General features: G+C 73.5%; 15 protein-coding genes. 8 read left to right on the forward strand and 7 right to left on the reverse strand.

Going from position 1 to position 15250, the window contains the following annotated elements; translation table 11 throughout:
• Nucleotides 1–183: 183 nt before the first annotated feature.
• Nucleotides 184–2154, reverse strand: a complete 1971-nt coding sequence (locus ADK52_RS31170; protein ID WP_053693209.1) for a serine/threonine-protein kinase — start codon at nt 2152–2154, stop codon at nt 184–186.
• Between the two features lie 444 nt (nt 2155–2598).
• Between ADK52_RS31170 and ADK52_RS31175 the strand changes: the two genes are divergently transcribed.
• The 5 genes from ADK52_RS31175 to ADK52_RS31195 are packed head-to-tail and all read left to right on the forward strand — an operon-like array spanning nt 2599 to nt 7039.
• Nucleotides 2599–4281, forward strand: coding sequence for a sensor histidine kinase (locus tag ADK52_RS31175; RefSeq protein ID WP_053693210.1), 1683 nt, complete (start codon nt 2599–2601; stop codon nt 4279–4281).
• Entirely contained in the window at nt 4278–4685 is a 408-nt protein-coding gene (locus ADK52_RS31180) for a roadblock/LC7 domain-containing protein (RefSeq protein ID WP_053693211.1), read from the forward strand. Before ADK52_RS31175 ends, ADK52_RS31180 begins: the two co-directional genes overlap by 4 nt.
• Nucleotides 4682–5041 carry a DUF742 domain-containing protein gene (locus ADK52_RS31185; RefSeq protein WP_053693212.1) on the forward strand — a complete coding sequence of 120 codons (360 nt, stop codon included), beginning with the start codon at nt 4682–4684 and terminating at the stop codon, nt 5039–5041. The genes ADK52_RS31180 and ADK52_RS31185 overlap by 4 nt, the downstream gene beginning before the upstream one ends.
• Entirely contained in the window at nt 5022–5642 is a 621-nt protein-coding gene (locus ADK52_RS31190) for a GTP-binding protein (protein ID WP_053693213.1), read from the forward strand. Before ADK52_RS31185 ends, ADK52_RS31190 begins: the two co-directional genes overlap by 20 nt.
• Entirely contained in the window at nt 5639–7039 is a 1401-nt protein-coding gene (locus tag ADK52_RS31195) for a cytochrome P450 (protein WP_053693214.1), read from the forward strand. Before ADK52_RS31190 ends, ADK52_RS31195 begins: the two co-directional genes overlap by 4 nt.
• A 2-nt stretch (nt 7040–7041) precedes the next feature.
• Here the strand turns inward: ADK52_RS31195 and ADK52_RS31200 are convergent, their stop codons facing one another.
• From ADK52_RS31200 to ADK52_RS31210, 3 genes are all read right to left on the reverse strand, one after another.
• Nucleotides 7042–8160, reverse strand: a complete 1119-nt coding sequence (locus ADK52_RS31200; protein WP_053693215.1) for a terpene synthase family protein — start codon at nt 8158–8160, stop codon at nt 7042–7044.
• Between the two features lie 2 nt (nt 8161–8162).
• Complete coding sequence (locus ADK52_RS31205) at nt 8163–9074, reverse strand: SAM-dependent methyltransferase (protein ID WP_053693216.1); 912 nt, start codon at nt 9072–9074, stop codon at nt 8163–8165.
• 202 nt (nt 9075–9276) lie between these two features.
• Entirely contained in the window at nt 9277–9876 is a 600-nt protein-coding gene (locus ADK52_RS31210) for a hydrolase (RefSeq protein WP_053693217.1), read from the reverse strand.
• A 128-nt stretch (nt 9877–10004) separates the two neighbouring features.
• Between ADK52_RS31210 and ADK52_RS31215 the strand changes: the two genes are divergently transcribed.
• Nucleotides 10005–10559, forward strand: coding sequence for a DUF6434 domain-containing protein (locus tag ADK52_RS31215; protein ID WP_053693218.1), 555 nt, complete (start codon nt 10005–10007; stop codon nt 10557–10559).
• Nucleotides 10560–10593: 34 nt separating this feature from the next.
• On the opposite strand, the gene ADK52_RS31220 is transcribed toward ADK52_RS31215, so the two are convergent.
• Nucleotides 10594–11733 (reverse strand): MFS transporter, encoded by a 1140-nt coding sequence (locus tag ADK52_RS31220; protein ID WP_053693219.1) that lies wholly within the window; start codon nt 11731–11733, stop codon nt 10594–10596.
• A 108-nt stretch (nt 11734–11841) separates the two neighbouring features.
• On the opposite strand from ADK52_RS31220, the gene ADK52_RS31225 reads away from it, so the two are divergent.
• Nucleotides 11842–12597: an AraC family transcriptional regulator gene (locus ADK52_RS31225; protein WP_053693220.1), complete on the forward strand. Its 756-nt coding sequence runs from the start codon at nt 11842–11844 to the stop codon at nt 12595–12597.
• Between the two features lie 2 nt (nt 12598–12599).
• On the opposite strand, the gene ADK52_RS31230 is transcribed toward ADK52_RS31225, so the two are convergent.
• Nucleotides 12600–13169, reverse strand: coding sequence for a dihydrofolate reductase family protein (locus ADK52_RS31230; RefSeq protein WP_053693221.1), 570 nt, complete (start codon nt 13167–13169; stop codon nt 12600–12602).
• Nucleotides 13170–13196: 27 nt separating this feature from the next.
• On the opposite strand from ADK52_RS31230, the gene ADK52_RS31235 reads away from it, so the two are divergent.
• The gene (locus ADK52_RS31235; protein WP_182508500.1) at nt 13197–14252 is read left to right on the forward strand and encodes an enoyl-CoA hydratase/isomerase family protein; all 1056 of its coding nucleotides are present in this window, start codon (nt 13197–13199) and stop codon (nt 14250–14252) included.
• Nucleotides 14253–14313: 61 nt separating this feature from the next.
• Here the strand turns inward: ADK52_RS31235 and ADK52_RS31240 are convergent, their stop codons facing one another.
• The gene (locus tag ADK52_RS31240) at nt 14314–15237 is read right to left on the reverse strand and encodes an SDR family oxidoreductase (protein ID WP_053693222.1); all 924 of its coding nucleotides are present in this window, start codon (nt 15235–15237) and stop codon (nt 14314–14316) included.
• Nucleotides 15238–15250: the final 13 nt, after the last annotated feature.

A 15250-nucleotide genomic window follows, 5' to 3' on the forward strand; every position in this document is an offset into this window, starting at 1 on the left:
AAGTCTCGCCAATGACTGGGTGAGCAATGGTGCTTGGCAGGGTCCGTCCGGTCTCGGCGGCACCAGCCGCTGACCGCAATCCGACACCCACCCCACACCAAGCAGTACCGGGGGCCTTGTCTCACTTCGGTGGGGCAAGGCCCTTCGCCGTTTCCGGGACAGGACCGGGCCGCTCGCGTGTGGTCAAGCCCTGCACGCGCCGACGGTAGCCCAGCGCAGGAAGCGGGGGCGGCCGTCGTCGCCGACGACGCCGACCGCGTACCGGGCGTAGGCCCATTCCTCGGGGGCGCGGGATTCGGCGAGGAGCGCCTCGCAGGCCACGTCGGCGGCGGCCTCCGCCCATTCCTGCTGGGTGTCCCGGTTCCACTCGGGCTTCGAGGCCCACACGTACATCACGCCCTCGTGCGGGGCGAACCCGATGCTGGTGTTCTCGTCGCTGATGTAGCGGGGGTCGTGGACCAGGCGGGAATTGCCGTTCCAGTCCCCGAAGAGCCGGTGGACGGCATCGGTGGCCACGCGGATCTCCGCCTTGTCGCTGCTGGGGATCCTCGCCGCCTCCCAGCCCGTTTCGGTGGGCTGCCACTCCCGGGCCCGGGGGCCGCCGGTGGTGTCACGGTCGGCGGCCCGGGTGGCGCAGCCGGTGTTGGTACGGAAGTTCCCCTCCCACACGATGGCGGGCGCGGCAGGAGTGGTGGCGTCCACCAACACGTACTCGTCGTACGGGAGGTCCGCATGGATGTCCGCCATCATGCGGAGGCTGGTGCAGGCGTCCCTGGCCACCTCCTGGACGATGTACGGGGCGGGTGCGGTGCCGCGGATGGCGATATAGACCTCCTTCCGCGGCGGGGCGAAGCCCACCTCGTACCGCCCGTCGTAGTCGTGGTCCGGGCCCACCCCGAGGCTGACGTCATGGCTGAGTGCCGCCCCGGTTTCCAGCTCCGCCTCTCCCCGGGCGCGACGCGCGGTGCGCCACGTGGCGATCGTCGCCTCGGCGCTGTCCGCGGACGCCGGCTCGAGGCTTCCCGAACGGGCACCGGGTGGAGCGGCGGAGGGAGTGGCGGCCGTCGTGGAACCTGCGGTTCCGTGCGGGCGGGCGGAGGCCGGCGGGGGCGCCGCGTCTGCGGACCGGAGCGCGAAGACCCCGCCCGTCAGCCCAGCGACGACGGCTCCCGTGGCCAGGGTGATGCCCACGGCGCGACGGCCCGGGCGGGCGGGGGGACGCCACGACGGGTCGTCCGCGGCGGGCACGTCCCACTCGGCCCCGATGGGATCGCAGGCCAGGGTCGGATCCGCGGCGGGCGGGAGGACCCGGGTTGCCTGGGCGGCAAGGATCCCGGCGCACTCCTCGGCGATCACGTGGGCGGCGGGGCGGCCTTCGGGGGTCTTGACGAGGGTGCTTGCGACGATGCCGCGGAGTTCTCCGGGAAGGCCGGCGAGGTCGGGCTCGGCGGACATGACGCGGTAGGCGACGACGTCCGGGGCTCCCGTGCCGAAGGGCAGGCGGCCCGTGGCGGCGTGGGCGACGAGGATTCCCCAGGCGAACACGTCGCCCTCGGGGCCGACAGCGCCGGTGCGGTAGTGCTCCGGGCTGATCCAGCCGGGCGTGCCGGTCATCACGCCGGTCCGGGTGACGGACGTGCCGTCGGCTGCTCGGGCGATGCCGAAGTCCAGGACGCGGGGGCCGGCGGGGGTGAGGATCACGTTCTGCGGTTTGACGTCCCGGTGGACGACGCCGGCGTCGTGGATGGCTGCGAGAGCCTGGGCGGTGCCGGCGGCGAAGGCGTACAAGGTGCCGCCGGTGAGCGGACCGTGGGCCGCGATGTGCTGGTCGAGGGTGGGCCCCGGGGCGTAGGCGGTGGCCAGCCATGGGGTGTCGGCCTCGGGGTCGGCTGCGAGCAGGGGCATCAGGCACGGCCCGTGGACGCGGGTGGAGAGCTGGACCTCGCGGCGGAAGCGGGCGCGGAACTCGGCGTCCGCGGAGTGGGCGGCATGGACGAGCTTGACAGCGACGCGCAGGCCCGCCGGGTCGAGTCCGGCGTGAACGGTGCCCATGCCGCCCGAGCCCAGGCGGCCGATGATCCGGTACGGTCCGACCCGCTTGGGGTCGCCCGGGCAGGCGGGCTGCACCCGTCCGTCAGAGCGAGCACTGCTCACAGGATGTCCGTTCCTCTTCTGCGCCGGTGCGTGACGAAGCCCGGGGCACTCATCGCAGGAGTCCGCGCAAGCCCGTCAGCCGGATCGTATCCGCGGGCCGGTCAACGTGTGGCGGCAACCGGAGCAATGGTCCGCGCAGCGGAGCCGCGGCTCAGACCGCGGAGGCGATGTCACGCGGCCCTTCTGGCTGACGGGATTCAGCCGTTCCGTGCGGTGGGAGACGGGGGCCTCGGACCGTGGTGGAGGCACTGGAGTGCAGTGGTGGCTGGGGGGTCGGACGGGTCCGGTAGAGGAGGGGCGACTGCGGGTTTCGGCCATCTTTCGGAGCGTCAACCTTCCAACTCCGTCCGGATCATGACCTGCTGTCAAGAGCCGTGCACATAGACGCTAAGATTCCGGGCCGTTGTCATATGATCATTCACTTTCGATCGTTTGAGGGTTCTGATGGTTCGCGTGGGATCGTCGCCCGGAAGTCCAGGGCCCACCTCACCCGTCGTTTGGGCGCTGCCCGCCCTGCTGACCGCCGCCGTCGCGGCGTTCGCCGTGGTGCAGGTGTCCGCACCTGCCCGCACCCCCGTCGCCTGGGTGGGAGCCGTGGCCTTCGTGGCCGTCGCCCTCTCCTGCGGTGAGGCGGCCCGGCGCGGCAAGGCGGTCGCCGCGCTGCGGGCGACCGTCGCCGCGCAGGAAGCGGCCCTGCACCGGCAGCAGGCCGAGACCGTACGACTCGCGCAGGAGCTGCTGCCCGATGTCGTGGAGAGGCTGCGCAAGGGAGAATTCCCCGAGGAGGTGCTCGCCTCCCTGGAGGAACTCGACACCCACGGGCCCGGACTGACACAGGAGTTCAGGGCGGCGCACCAGGCCGTGCTGCGCTCGGTGCTCGACGCCGTCGTCGCCGAGGAGGACCTGCGCGACTCCGCGCAGCGCGCCTTCGTCAACATCGCCCGCCGTGTTCAGGCCATCGTGCACCAACAGGCCCAGGAACTGCGGGAGATGGAGGACCGACACGGCCGCAGCCCCAAGGTCTTCGGCGACCTGCTGCGGCTCGACCACGGCACGGCCCTCATCGGCCGCCTCGCCGACTCCATCGCCGTGCTCGGCGGGGCCCGGCCCGGCCGCCAGTGGAGCAAGGCCGTCCCGCTCTACAGCGTGCTGCGCGGCGCCATGTCGCGGATCATCGACTACCAGCGCGTGGAGCTGCACTCCGTCTCGCAGGTCGCCGTCGTCGGCCCCGCCGTCGAACCGCTGATCCACGCGCTCGCCGAGCTGCTGGACAACGCGACCCGCTACTCCCCGCCGCAGACCAGGGTCCACCTGACCGCCGTCGACGTGAACTCGGGCATCGCCGTCGAGATCGAGGACGGCGGCGTGAGCATGAGCGAGGAGGCCCGCAAGCGGGCCGAGCGCATGCTCCGCCAGGCCCAGCAGGGCATCGACCTCACCGACCTCGGCGAGACCCCGCGCCTGGGCCTCGCCGTGGTCGGCCGGCTCTCGCAGGCGTACGACTTCCAGGTCTCGCTGCGCGCGTCGGCGTACGGCGGCGTACGCGCCGTGCTGGTCATCCCGCAGTCGCTCATCACCACGGCCGCCACCGCGACCGGCGTCGCCCACGGCATCGGCACCGCCTCGGGCCCCCGTGCCGCCCTGCCGCCCGCCACCGGCGCGGCCACCGCCGCTCCCGGAACCCAGGACGTACGGCCGGAGCCGGCGCGCCCGGTCACCGGACCCCGGATGCCGGCCGAGCCCGACGAGGTACCCGCCGTGACCGAGCGGACCCCGGGCGGCCTGCCGCAGCGCCGCCGCAAGACCCGCGCCGTGGCACCCGAGGCGCCCGCGGCCGCGGGCGGTGCCGGCACGGGCACCGGAGACCGGATCGTGGCGGCGGCCGAGGCGGCCGCGGACCGCGCCGGGCACGGGTACGCGCAGGAGACCGGGTACGCGTACGGATCCGGACGCGCGCCCGATCCCGCGCCGGAACCGCGGCCCGAGGTGCAGCCCGGGATGTGGCTGGCCGCCTTCCAGGACGGCCTGTCCTCGGACAGCAGCAAGACCGCCGCGAGCCGGAGCGGCGCGGCGAGCCAGAACACGGATGCCTCGCCGGCCTCGGCGAGCAAGGGGGAACAGCCATGAGCCAGCAGCAGACCAATATGGACTGGATGCTCAAGGACCTGGCCGAGGGCGTCCCGCAGACCCGCCACGTCATCGTCCTGTCCGCGGACGGCCTGCGCATGGCGCAGTACGGGGCGGAGACCGACACCGCCGACCGGCTCGCGGCCGCCTGCGCCGGACTGCAGAGCCTCGCCGGCGCCGTCGCCAGCGAACTCCCGGGCAGCAGCGGGCGGATGCGGCTCGTCGTCATCGAGATGGACGGCGGGTTCTTCTACCTCATGGCGGCCGGCGCCGGCGCCTTCCTCGCGGTACTGGCCGGCGAAGGCGTCGACGCCGGTCTGATGGGCCAGCGGATGCGCGACCTCGTCGCCCGGATCGGAGAACACCTGAGCAGCCCGCCGCGCCGCGACGGGCAGCCGGCGTGAGCAACCCGGGCGGGGACTGGGAGGACGGCACTCCCGAGCGGCTGTACGTGATCACCGGCGGCCGGAGCGGCGATTTAGACCCCAGCCACCTCGACCTCGTCACGCTGATCATCGCCAAGTCGGGGCCCAGGCCCGGGATGCAGCCGGAGCACGCGGCGATCATGCGGCTGTGCCAGTCGCCGCTCTCGCTGGCCGAGATCTCCGCGTATCTCGGCCTGCCGGTGAGCGTGGTCACCGTCCTCCTGGGTGACCTGCTCGCAGCCAACCACGTGCTCTCCCGCCCACCCGTCGCCCCCGCCAAACTCCCGGACCTGGCACTGATTGAGGCAGTCATCGATGGACTTCGAAAGCTCTGACCGGGCCACCGCGCCCCGGCGCGAGGACGCGCTGCCGGCCACGGCCGCCGCCGCAGTCAAGGTGGTGATCGTGGGCGGCTTCGGGGTCGGCAAGACGACCCTCGTCGGCTCGGTCAGCGAGATCCGGCCGCTCACCACCGAGGAGACGATGACCCAGGCCGGGGTCGGCGTCGACGACACGGCGGGGGTGGAGCGCAAGACCTCCACCACCGTGGCCATGGACTTCGGCCGCATCAGCATCAACGAGGAGCTGGTGCTGTACCTGTTCGGCACCCCCGGACAGGAGCGCTTCTGGTTTCTGTGGCGCGGCCTGTTCGAGGGCGCGCTCGGCGCGGTGGTCCTGGTCGACACCCGCCGGCTGGAGGTCAGCTTCGACGTGATCGGCCGGCTGGAGGAGCGGGGGGTGCCGTTCGTGGTCGCCGTCAACTCCTTCCCCGACGCGCCCGAGCACCCCCTGGAGGAGCTGCGGGCCGCCCTCGACCTGCCCACTTCGGTACCGCTCGTCTTCTGTGACGCCCGTCGGCGCGACTCCAGCCGCGACGTCCTGATGACGCTGATGCGCTACCTGCACTCCCTCGCCGCGACCCCGGAGGCATCGTGAGCACCACCCCCACCCACCAGCCGGGTCCGGCCGCCCCGCCACCCGGCTGCCCCGCCCACCGGCTCTACGGCGCCGAGGCCGAGGCCGACCCCATGGGCCTGTACGAGAAGCTGCGCGCCGAGCACGGCGCGGTGGCCCCCGTCCTCGTCCACGGCGACCTCCCGGCCTGGCTGGTACTGGGCCACCGGGAGAACCTGGACGTGGCGCGCACCCCGACGCGGTTCGCCCGCGACCCCCGCCACTGGCGGGACATGCGGGAGGGCAACGTCCCGCCGGACCACCCCCTGACGCCGATGACCGCGTGGCAGCCGGCGTGCCACCTGGTCGACGGCGTCGACCACGAGCGGCTGCGCGGGGCGATCACCGAGTCTCTGGAGCGCTTCGACCGGCGCGGCATACGGCGCTACGTCAAACGCTTCGCCGACCAGCTGATCGACGCCTTCGCCCAGTCCGGGCGGGCCGACCTGGTCAGGGACTTCGCCGAGCCTCTGCCGATGCTGGTGATGACCCAGCTCGTCGGGGCACCGGAGTCCTACGGGCCGCGTCTGGTCGAGGCGGCCCGCGACATGCTCCGGGGCACCGAGACGGCCCTCGCGAGCTTCGAGTACGTCTCGGTCGCCCTCCGCGAGCTCGTCGCACGCAAGCGGGAGGAGCCCGGCCGGGACTTCACCACGTGGATGCTGGAGCACCCCACGGCGCTCGGCGACGACGAGGTCGTGGAGCACCTGCGGCTGGTGCTGATCGCGGCCTTCGAGACGACCGCCAACCTGATCGCCAACACCGTGCGCATGGTCCTCACCGACCGCCGGTTCCGCGCGAACCTGTCCGGCGGGCACATGACGCTGCCGGACGCGCTGGAGCAGGTCCTGTGGGACGAGCCGCCGTTCATGACGATGCTCGGGCGCTGGGCCACCGGCGACACGGAGCTCGGCGGAACGCGGATCAAGGCCGGGGACATGCTGCTGCTCGGGCTGGCGGCGGGAAACCTCGACCCCGAGATCCGGCCCGACACGACCGTGCCCGTCCACGGCAACCGATCCCACCTGGCCTTCAGCAGCGGCCCGCACGAGTGCCCCGGACAGGACATCGGCCGGGCCATCGCGGACACCGGCATCGACACCCTGCTGACCCGGCTGCCCGACCTGGAGCTGGCCGTCCCCGAGGACGAGCTCGAGTGGACGTCCTCGCTGCTGTCGCGTCACCTGGTGGCGCTCCCGGTGCGGTTCACCCCGCGGGTCAGCACCGTCACCGGCTCCACGCCGGTTCCCCGGCAGGCCGCCCAGCCGGCCCGTACGGCCGCCCAGCCGCCCCGTACGGCCCCGCCGGCCGTTCCCGTTCCGGGTGAGCGGCCGACGGGCCGGGGCTCGTGGTGGACGCGCCTGCGCGGCCGCGGCTGACCTCAGCGCGACGCGTCGTCGAGCTGCTGCCACCACCAGGCGAGAGCCGGTAGGGGCAGCGGCTCGACGCTCGGGTCACTGGGCGTGTCGGTCCAGGTGATGTCGTACGAGGCCCCCTCGGCGGGAAACGCGTTGCGGTTGCGCGGACTGGCGTACCGCGGGGCCCGGTTGTGGTACTCGGTGTCTCCCGCGATCCAGTGCTCCAGCGCGACGAGGTAGCGCCCGAGCTGCTCGTCGGCGCCGCGCGCCAGTTGCTCGCGCAGCCGGACGAACAGCGTCACCGCCCGGTCCCGCAGCGCGTACGCGGCGGGCAGCGCCTCGGCGGGCGTACAGCCGTGGTCCCGGGCGAGCACGTTGAGCAGGTTCTGCTCCAGCGGCTCGTGGTGGTCGTCCTTGTTGTACGAGAACAGGTCGTTGTCGCAGGCCACGATGAACCCGGCGGCGTCGGTCAGGGCCTGGACGGGTGGGGAGTACAGCACCTCGGCCGGAACCTCGATTCCGCCGGCCGCCTCGCACCAGGTCAGCAGGAACCGGGTGCCGCCGACCCACACCCGGGTCGCCGCGAAGTCGTTGAGGCTCGGCATGACGCCCCGCTCGGCGTTCGCGGCCTGCGCGGCGGCGCCCAGCACCCACTCCTGCACGCCCTCCATGAAGCGGCGCAGCTGGAAGGGGGTGAGCGTGGCCCGGGTGCGGGCCAGCAGGTCCTCCAGCGCGGCGCTGTGCGAGCCCGGCGGCAGCAGACCGGAGCCGGGCGCTTCGAGCATGCGGATCAGCCGGGCGCCCTGGTCGACGACGGACGCCGTGCGCGCCGGGCCCGTCCCGGAATCCTGCCAGTCGTCGGCTGCGAAGGCCCAGTAGCACCACTGGGCGAACGGCAGCATCAGTTCCACGTCGCCGTGGGGGACGATCCGGCTGACGAAGTCGGCGCTGCGCGACGCCAGGCCCCAGGCACGCTCGGCGGCGTTCGGGTAGAGGCCGAACGCGTCGATCCAGGCGATGGCGCGCTCTTCGAGTTCGGCCGCCTTGGGATGGATCGGCTCCCTCTCGAACGGCCAGTAGAACGGCGGCAGTTCCCAGCCGATGCGGGAAGGGGGCGCGTCCTCGCGGTACACGGGTGGCATGGTCAGCCGCCCCCGCCGAGACGGAACATCAGCAGCCGGGTCTCCAGGGCGTGGTCGCGCCAGATGCGGAACAGCTTGCCGTGCGTGATGGTGGACTCCTGGAGGCGTTCGCGCGACCAGGCGGTCCGGGCGCCGGAGCTTTCGACGAGGTCCAGTTCGGCGCTGTTCCAGGCCATGGACTGCACCCAGAACTCGGCGACCCGGTCGGTGACGTCCTCGTCCTGCTCCAGCTCGAAGCCGGCCGCCTCGGCGGCGGTGAGGTACTCGGTGAGGGTGCCCAGGCGCGTCTTGTAGTAGCCGTCGATGAACTCGGTCCACTCGGGCCGGCAGATGAAGTGCTCCTGGATGCCGAACCAGCCGCCCGGCTTCAGGGACTTGGCCACGACCTGGAAGAGCCGCTCGCGGTCCATGTAGCCGGAACTCTCGTTGGCGTACGCGGCGTCGTACTGCCGGTCGGCCGTGAAGGCGTGCACGTTGGCCAGGAGGGGGGTCACGCGGTCGCCGACGCCGGCCTGGCGGGCGAAGTCCTCGATCACGGGTATGTGATCGGCCGCGACGGTGAGCCCGGTGACCGTCGCGCCGTGCTCCTGGGCCCAGTAGAGCGATCCGCCGCCGACACCGCAGCCGATGTCGAGGACGCTGGCGGGCGGGGTGGCGTACGCGCCCCAACTGCGGGCCGCGTGCTCGACGATGGCTTCCTGCGACTCCACGATGCGCCGCTTGAGCACGCGCTGGGAGACGGTGGTGTTCGGCGTCGCGCCCGGGCCGAAGAGGCCCATGTGGAAGTGGACCCTGGGTCCAGGTCCGTACTTGTGGAGGATGTCCGCGGTCTTGCGGCTGTAATAGAGCGGCACTTGGCTCTCGTCGAACTCCTGGCCACCAGCGGGGGTCTGGATGACAAGGTTGCTGTCCATCGATTCTCCGGTCCTGCGGTCACGTGGGGGTGTTTATCGGCCGCCCCACTCTGCCCGTAAGTGATCGATAAAAGTCATCAGTCACTCGGGTGATGAGCATAGCCACAGCTGAAACGGCAACAATTCCGGCCATTTGATGTCACGTCAGGTCCAGGCCCGGGTTTAAACGGAATAATTGTCGCAGCGTCAGGCGGAATGCGGGTCAGGCGTCGCCGAGGGCGGCGACGATCTCGGCGGTCGTGCTGACCTTGCCGATCCGCGGGAAGATCTTGCCGAACGAGTGGGCGTGGGACGCGGAGTCGGTGTCGGCGGTGGCGTCCTCGGCGAAGACCAGCGCGTAGCTGTGCTCCCAGGCCGTACGTGCGGTGGACTCGACGCCGACGCTGGTGGAGATCCCGGCCAGGACGATCCGGTGGATGCCGCGGCGGCGCAGCTGGAGGTCGAGCTCGGTCCCGGTGAAGGCGCCCCAGTGGCGCTTGGTCACCACGACGTCGCCGAGGGCGGCGAGCCCGGCCGGGATCTGCGAGAACGCGGCGGGCGGGGCGGCGGCCGGTCCCGGGCGGTCCACGTCGGCGGTGGGCAGGTCGCCGCCGTCGGGCGACCAGGCGACCCTGACCAGCACCACGGGCAGCCGGTGGGCGCGGAACGCCTCGGCGAGCAGGATGCCGTTCGCGAGGACCTCGGCGGCGGGCCGGGTGATCGGCAGGGCCAGGATGCCCTGCTGGAGGTCGATCAGGACCAGGGCGGTGCCGCCGTCGAGGGTCACGGGCGAGCGGTCGGTGCGGTCGGCTGGGGCGGTCATCCGGGCTCCTGCGGTCGTTCCGGGATTCACTCTCCCGCCCATGAAACCCGGACCGCGCGCCGCCGGCGCTCCGGTCCGCGCCGACCGGCGTGGCGGTCCCGGGACGGGCCTCCTCCTAGAATAGGAACATGAGTGCGAATATCGAGGAAGTTCGGCCCGCCCCGACCCCGGAACTGACCGGGGCGGAATTGCTGCGCTGGTACTGGACGCTGGCCGAACTCTCGGAACTCGCCCGGAAGATGGGACTGCCCGCCACGGGCGGAAAGGTGGCGCTGACGGCCCGGCTGGCCGCCGCGCTCGACGGGATCCGGCCGCCGGATCCGGTCCGCGCCCCGCGCCGGAGCGGGCGCCAGCTCACGGCCCCCGTCGACGGAGACACCGTGATCCCGGAGGGCCAGCGGTGCAGTCAGCTCCTCAGGGCCTTCTTCGTCGGCGAGATCGGGCCGGGCTTCCACTTCGACGCCTTCATGCGGGAGTACGTGGCCGGACACGCGGGGCACACCCTCGCCGAGGCCGTCGCCCACTGGCACTCCACCCGCGCCCGGGCGGCCGAACCCCAGGAGGTCGCCGCCCAGTTCGAGTTCAACCGGTTCCTGCGCGACTGGCACGAGCGCCACCCCGAGGGCACCCGGCAGCAGTCCCTGGCCGCCTGGCGGGCGCACCGGGCCCTCCCGAAGGACTGACCGCGGCCGGCCCGCGCCGCCCGGCCGCCTCCGCTCAGGCGGCCGGTGCCGGCTCCGGCAGGCGCCGGGCCAGGGCCCAGGCCAGCACGGGGAGGGCGGCCAGGGGGAGCAGGGCGGTCCGTACGGAGGTGGCGTCCGCGAGGGCGCCGATGAAGGGGCTCGCCAGGCCGCCGACGCTGACCGTCAGGCCGAGGGTGACTCCGCTCGCCGTTCCCATGCGGGCCGGCAGGTAGTCCTGGCCCAGCGTGACCTGGAGCGAGAACGGCACGTACAGGGCGGCGGCCGCCAGCGCCGCGCAGACGTACACCAGGGGGAGGGGCAGGCACAGCACGCCGGCGACGGCCGGAGCGGCCGCCGCGTAGGCCCGGCTGACCGTGGCGGTCCGGCCCCAGCGGGCGGCCAGCCGGCCGCCCAGCAGGGTGCCGCCCGCGCTGCCCGCGAACAGGGCGAACAGGGCCACCGTCCCGGCGCCGTCACCGCCGCCGCGCTCGCGCACGTACAGGGCGATGAACGTGCTCAGCCCGATGAACGCGACGGACCGGACGACCACCACCAGCGAGAGCCGCAGGAACGCCCGCCGGTCCTCGGGCCCCGGCGTTCTGGCGGACGGCGCCGCCGCCGGTCCGGCCGCCGGCTTCCGCGCCGGCCGGGGAAGGTTCAGTACGACGCCCAGCGCGGCCGGGACGGCCAGCAGCCACCAGCCCGCCGGTCCGGACACCGACAGGGCCAGGGCGACGAGCAGCGGCGCGCAGGCGAAGCCGATGTTGCCGCCCAGCGCGAACCAGCTCATCGCCGTGTGCCCGGGGCCGCCCGCGGCGGTGCGGACCAGCCGGGCGGCCGCCGGGTGGTAGGCGGCCACGCCCAGCCCGGACAGGGCCACCGCGGCGACGGTGGCCGGATAGCCGGCGTCCGCGCCGACGAGGGCGATGCCCAGCCCGGCCGCGGCCGTGCTCAGCGGGATCAGCCACGGCATCGCCCACCGGTCGGCCAGCGCCCCGAACAGCGGCTGGACGACGGAGGACAGCAGCGAGGCGGCCAGCACGATGCCGGAGGCGGCGGCGTATCCGTAAGCGCGCTCGGAGACCAGGAAGGGGACGAGCGCGGCGACGGCGCCCTGGTAGACGTCCACGCAGGAATGACCGGCCGCGTAGGCGGCCGTGCGGCGGCGCCGCACGGGACGCGTCCCTGTCGCGGCGGGCGGCTCGGAAGCGGTCTTCGATGAGTTCACCGGTCGACGATCGCCGCTGCCGCGGGCGGCCCGCTTCCGATAAATTGCCGGGTGATGCAGAAGATCCGCCACACCCCCCGGGCCGCGACGAGCATCCGCGCGCTCGACACCCACGTCGGGATCGACCCGCACCGGCACGACGACCACCAGATCGCCTACGCCGGCTCTGGAGTGCTGTCGATCACCACCGACGCCGGCACCTGGGTGGCCCCCACCACCCGCGCCCTGTGGATCCCGGCCGGGACGGTGCACGAGCACCGCGCGTACGGGCGGACCGACCTGCACTCCGTCGGCCTGCCGACCCGCCTCAACCCGCTGTCCCTGGAGACCCCCGCCGTGATCGCCGTGGGACCGCTGCTGCGGGAGCTGATCCTGGCGTACACGCGGGCACCCGAGGACGACGGCCCCGAGCGGCGCCGGCTGCTGGGGGTCCTGCTCGACCAGCTGCGCGCCGCCCCGCTGCAGCCCCTCCACCTGCCCGCGCCCGCCGACCCCCGGCTGGCGGCCGTGTGCGCCCTGCTGCACGCCGATCCGGCGGATCCCCGCGGGCTGGCGGAGCTGGGCGCGGCCGCCGGAGCCGGGGCGAGCGAGCGGACCCTGAGCCGCCTCTTCCGCGCCGAACTCGGCATGACCTTCCCGCAGTGGCGCACCCAGCTGCGCCTGCACCAGGCGCTGCGGCTGCTGGCCGTCGGCACCCCGGTCACCGCCGTCGCGCACCGCTGCGGCTGGTCCTCCGCGAGCGCGTTCATCGACGTCTTCCGCCGCGCCTTCGGCCACACCCCCGGGGCCCACCCCGGGCGGCTTCCCTGAGCCTACGGGCGCCCGTACCGGAGCTGGACGACGCCGTTGCCGAAGGTGCGGGTGCCCTCCAGCCGCAGCGGCACCAGGCCGCCGTCGGCGGGCGGGAACAGCGCTCTGCCGCGGCCGATGCGCACCGGGTGCACGAAGATCCGGTACGCGTCCACCAGATCGTGGCGCAGGAAGGTGGCGGCGAGATCGGCCCCGCCCACGACCAGGTCGCCTCCCGGGGCCGCCTTGAGCGCGGCGACCTCCGCCGGTACGACGTCCCGCACGAGGGTGGAGTTCCAGCCGAGGTCGCCGTCCGGCAGGGTGCGCGAGTACACGTACTTCGGCATGTCCCGCCAGATGCCGGCGAACTCCGCCTCCGGTGCGGAGGCGGCCGGGTCGGCATCGGCGGCCGGCCAGTACGCGGCCATCAGCTCGTGCGTGACCCGGCCGGACAGGAACCCGCCCAGCGGGCGGATCTCGTCGTTCATGAACCGGTGCAGTTCCTCGTCGACCCGGTGCCAGGAGAGGTCCCCGTCCACGCCCTCGAAGTAGCCGTCCAGGGACACCTGCATCATCAGGATGATCTTCCGCATGCCGAAGCACGCTACATACTGGCCGGTGTGAAGACCGAAGACGGCGCAGACGACACGGCCCTGTTCACCACGGAGGGCCACACCGGCGTGATCACCCTCAACCGCCCCAGGGCCCTCAACGCCCTCACCCACCCCATGGTGCTGAGGATCGCCGAGGCGCTGACCGCCTGGGAGCGGGACCCCGCCGTCGTCCAGGTCCTCATCCGCGGCGCCGGCGAGCGCGGGCTGTGCGCCGGCGGGGACATCCGGGCCATCCACGACGACGCGAAGGCCGGCGGCGACGCCTCCGAGGACTTCTGGCGCGACGAGTACCGCCTGAACGCGCGGATCGCCCGCTACCCGAAGCCCTACGTGGCCCTCATGGACGGCATCGTCATGGGCGGCGGCGTCGGCGTCTCCGCCCACGGCAGCGTGCGCGTCGTCACCGAGCGCTCCCGCGTCGCCATGCCCGAGACCGGCATCGGCTTCGTCCCCGACGTGGGCGGTACGCACCTCCTGGCCCGCGCCCCGGGCGAGCTCGGCACCCACCTGGCCCTGACCGGGACCGCCGTGGGCGCGGCCGACGCCCTGCTGTGCGGGCTGGCCGACCACTTCGTACCCGCCGCCCGGCTGCCGGAGCTGACCGCCGCGCTCGCCGGCGCCCCGGCGCACGAGGTGCTGCCGCGCTTCGCGCAGCAGCCCGCTGAGGGCGAACTGGCCGGGTGGCGGGCCTGGATCGACCGCTGCTACGCCGCCGATACCGTCGAGGAGATCGCCGAGCGGCTGCTGGCCGAGGGGGATCCGGCCGCCAAGGAGGCCGCCGAGACGATGCTGGCGAAGTCCCCGACCTCACTCAAGGTCACCCTGGCCGCCCTCCGCCGGGCCCGGCGGCTCGGCTCGCTGGAGAGGGTGCTGGAGCAGGAGTTCCGCGTCTCCTGCCACGCCCTGCGCTCGCCCGACCTGGTGGAGGGCATCCGGGCACAGGTCGTCGACAAGGACCGCAGCCCCCGCTGGTCCCCGCCCGCGCCGGCCGAGGTCACCGGCGCGGAGGTGGAGCGGTTCTTCGCCCCGCTCGGGGAGGCCCGCGAACTCCGGCTGCCCTGAGGGCCGTCGGAGGACAGGGGGCGGCCGGGCGGCCGGTCGCTGCCGGGGGCGGCCGGCCCGGTCAGCGGTAGCCGGTCACGTCGGCCGGGAGGCCCGGGTCCTGGACCTCGACCAGGTACCGCCAGGCGTCCGGCCGGCTGCCGTCGAGGTCCGTGAACCCGTATGCGCGGGCCAGCTGCGCGCTGGAGAGCGACTGCCCGTTCCAGCGCGCCACCTCCGGATCAGCGGCGAGCGCGGCGACGCCCCGCCCGACGTAGGCGGGGGTCTCGGAGATGGCGAAGTGCGGCATCTGCTCCAGCGCGTCCCGCCAGTTCGCCTCGGTCACCCCGAAGTTGTCGAGCATCATCTCCGAGCGCAGCCAGCCCGGCGTCAGCGCCACCGCCGTCGCCCCGCGCGGGCCCACCTCGTGCCCGAGCGCGAACGCCATGCGCAGCACCGCCGACTTGGCGAGGTCGTAGAAGAACGAGACGCGGTAGTTGGCCGCGTTGTACTCGGCCGTGCCGTCCGTCATCTCCACCACCAGCCCGCCCGGCTCGCGCAGCAGCAGCGGCAGCGCGAAATGGCTCGTGATGGCGTGGGTGTCCACCGCGAGCCGCAGGATCCGCAGCCCGTTGTCCAGGTCGTGCTCCCACACCGTGCTGTCCCACTCGAACAGCCGCTCGCCGCCCCAGATGTCGTTCACCAGCACGTCCAGGCGCCCCTGCTCGGCGTCGATCCGCCCGACCAGGGCCTCCACCTGCGCCGGCACCAGGTGGTCCGCGACCACCGCGATGCCCTGCCCGCCCGCCGCCGTGACCAGCTCCGCCGTCTCCTCGACGGTCTCCGGCCGGTCGTACTCCGAACGGCTGCCGCGCGTACTGCGGCCCGTCACGTACACCGTCGCGCCCTGCGCGCCCAGCTGGACCGCCGTGCCCCGGCCCGCGCCCCGCGTCGCGCCGGCCACCAGGGCGACCTTGCCTTCGAGGGTCCGCCGCTCATCCGCCATGCCCCGACCCTAC

It is taken from the genome of Streptomyces sp. WM6372, from assembly GCF_001279655.1.
In the GTDB taxonomy this organism is placed as follows: domain Bacteria; phylum Actinomycetota; class Actinomycetes; order Streptomycetales; family Streptomycetaceae; genus Streptomyces.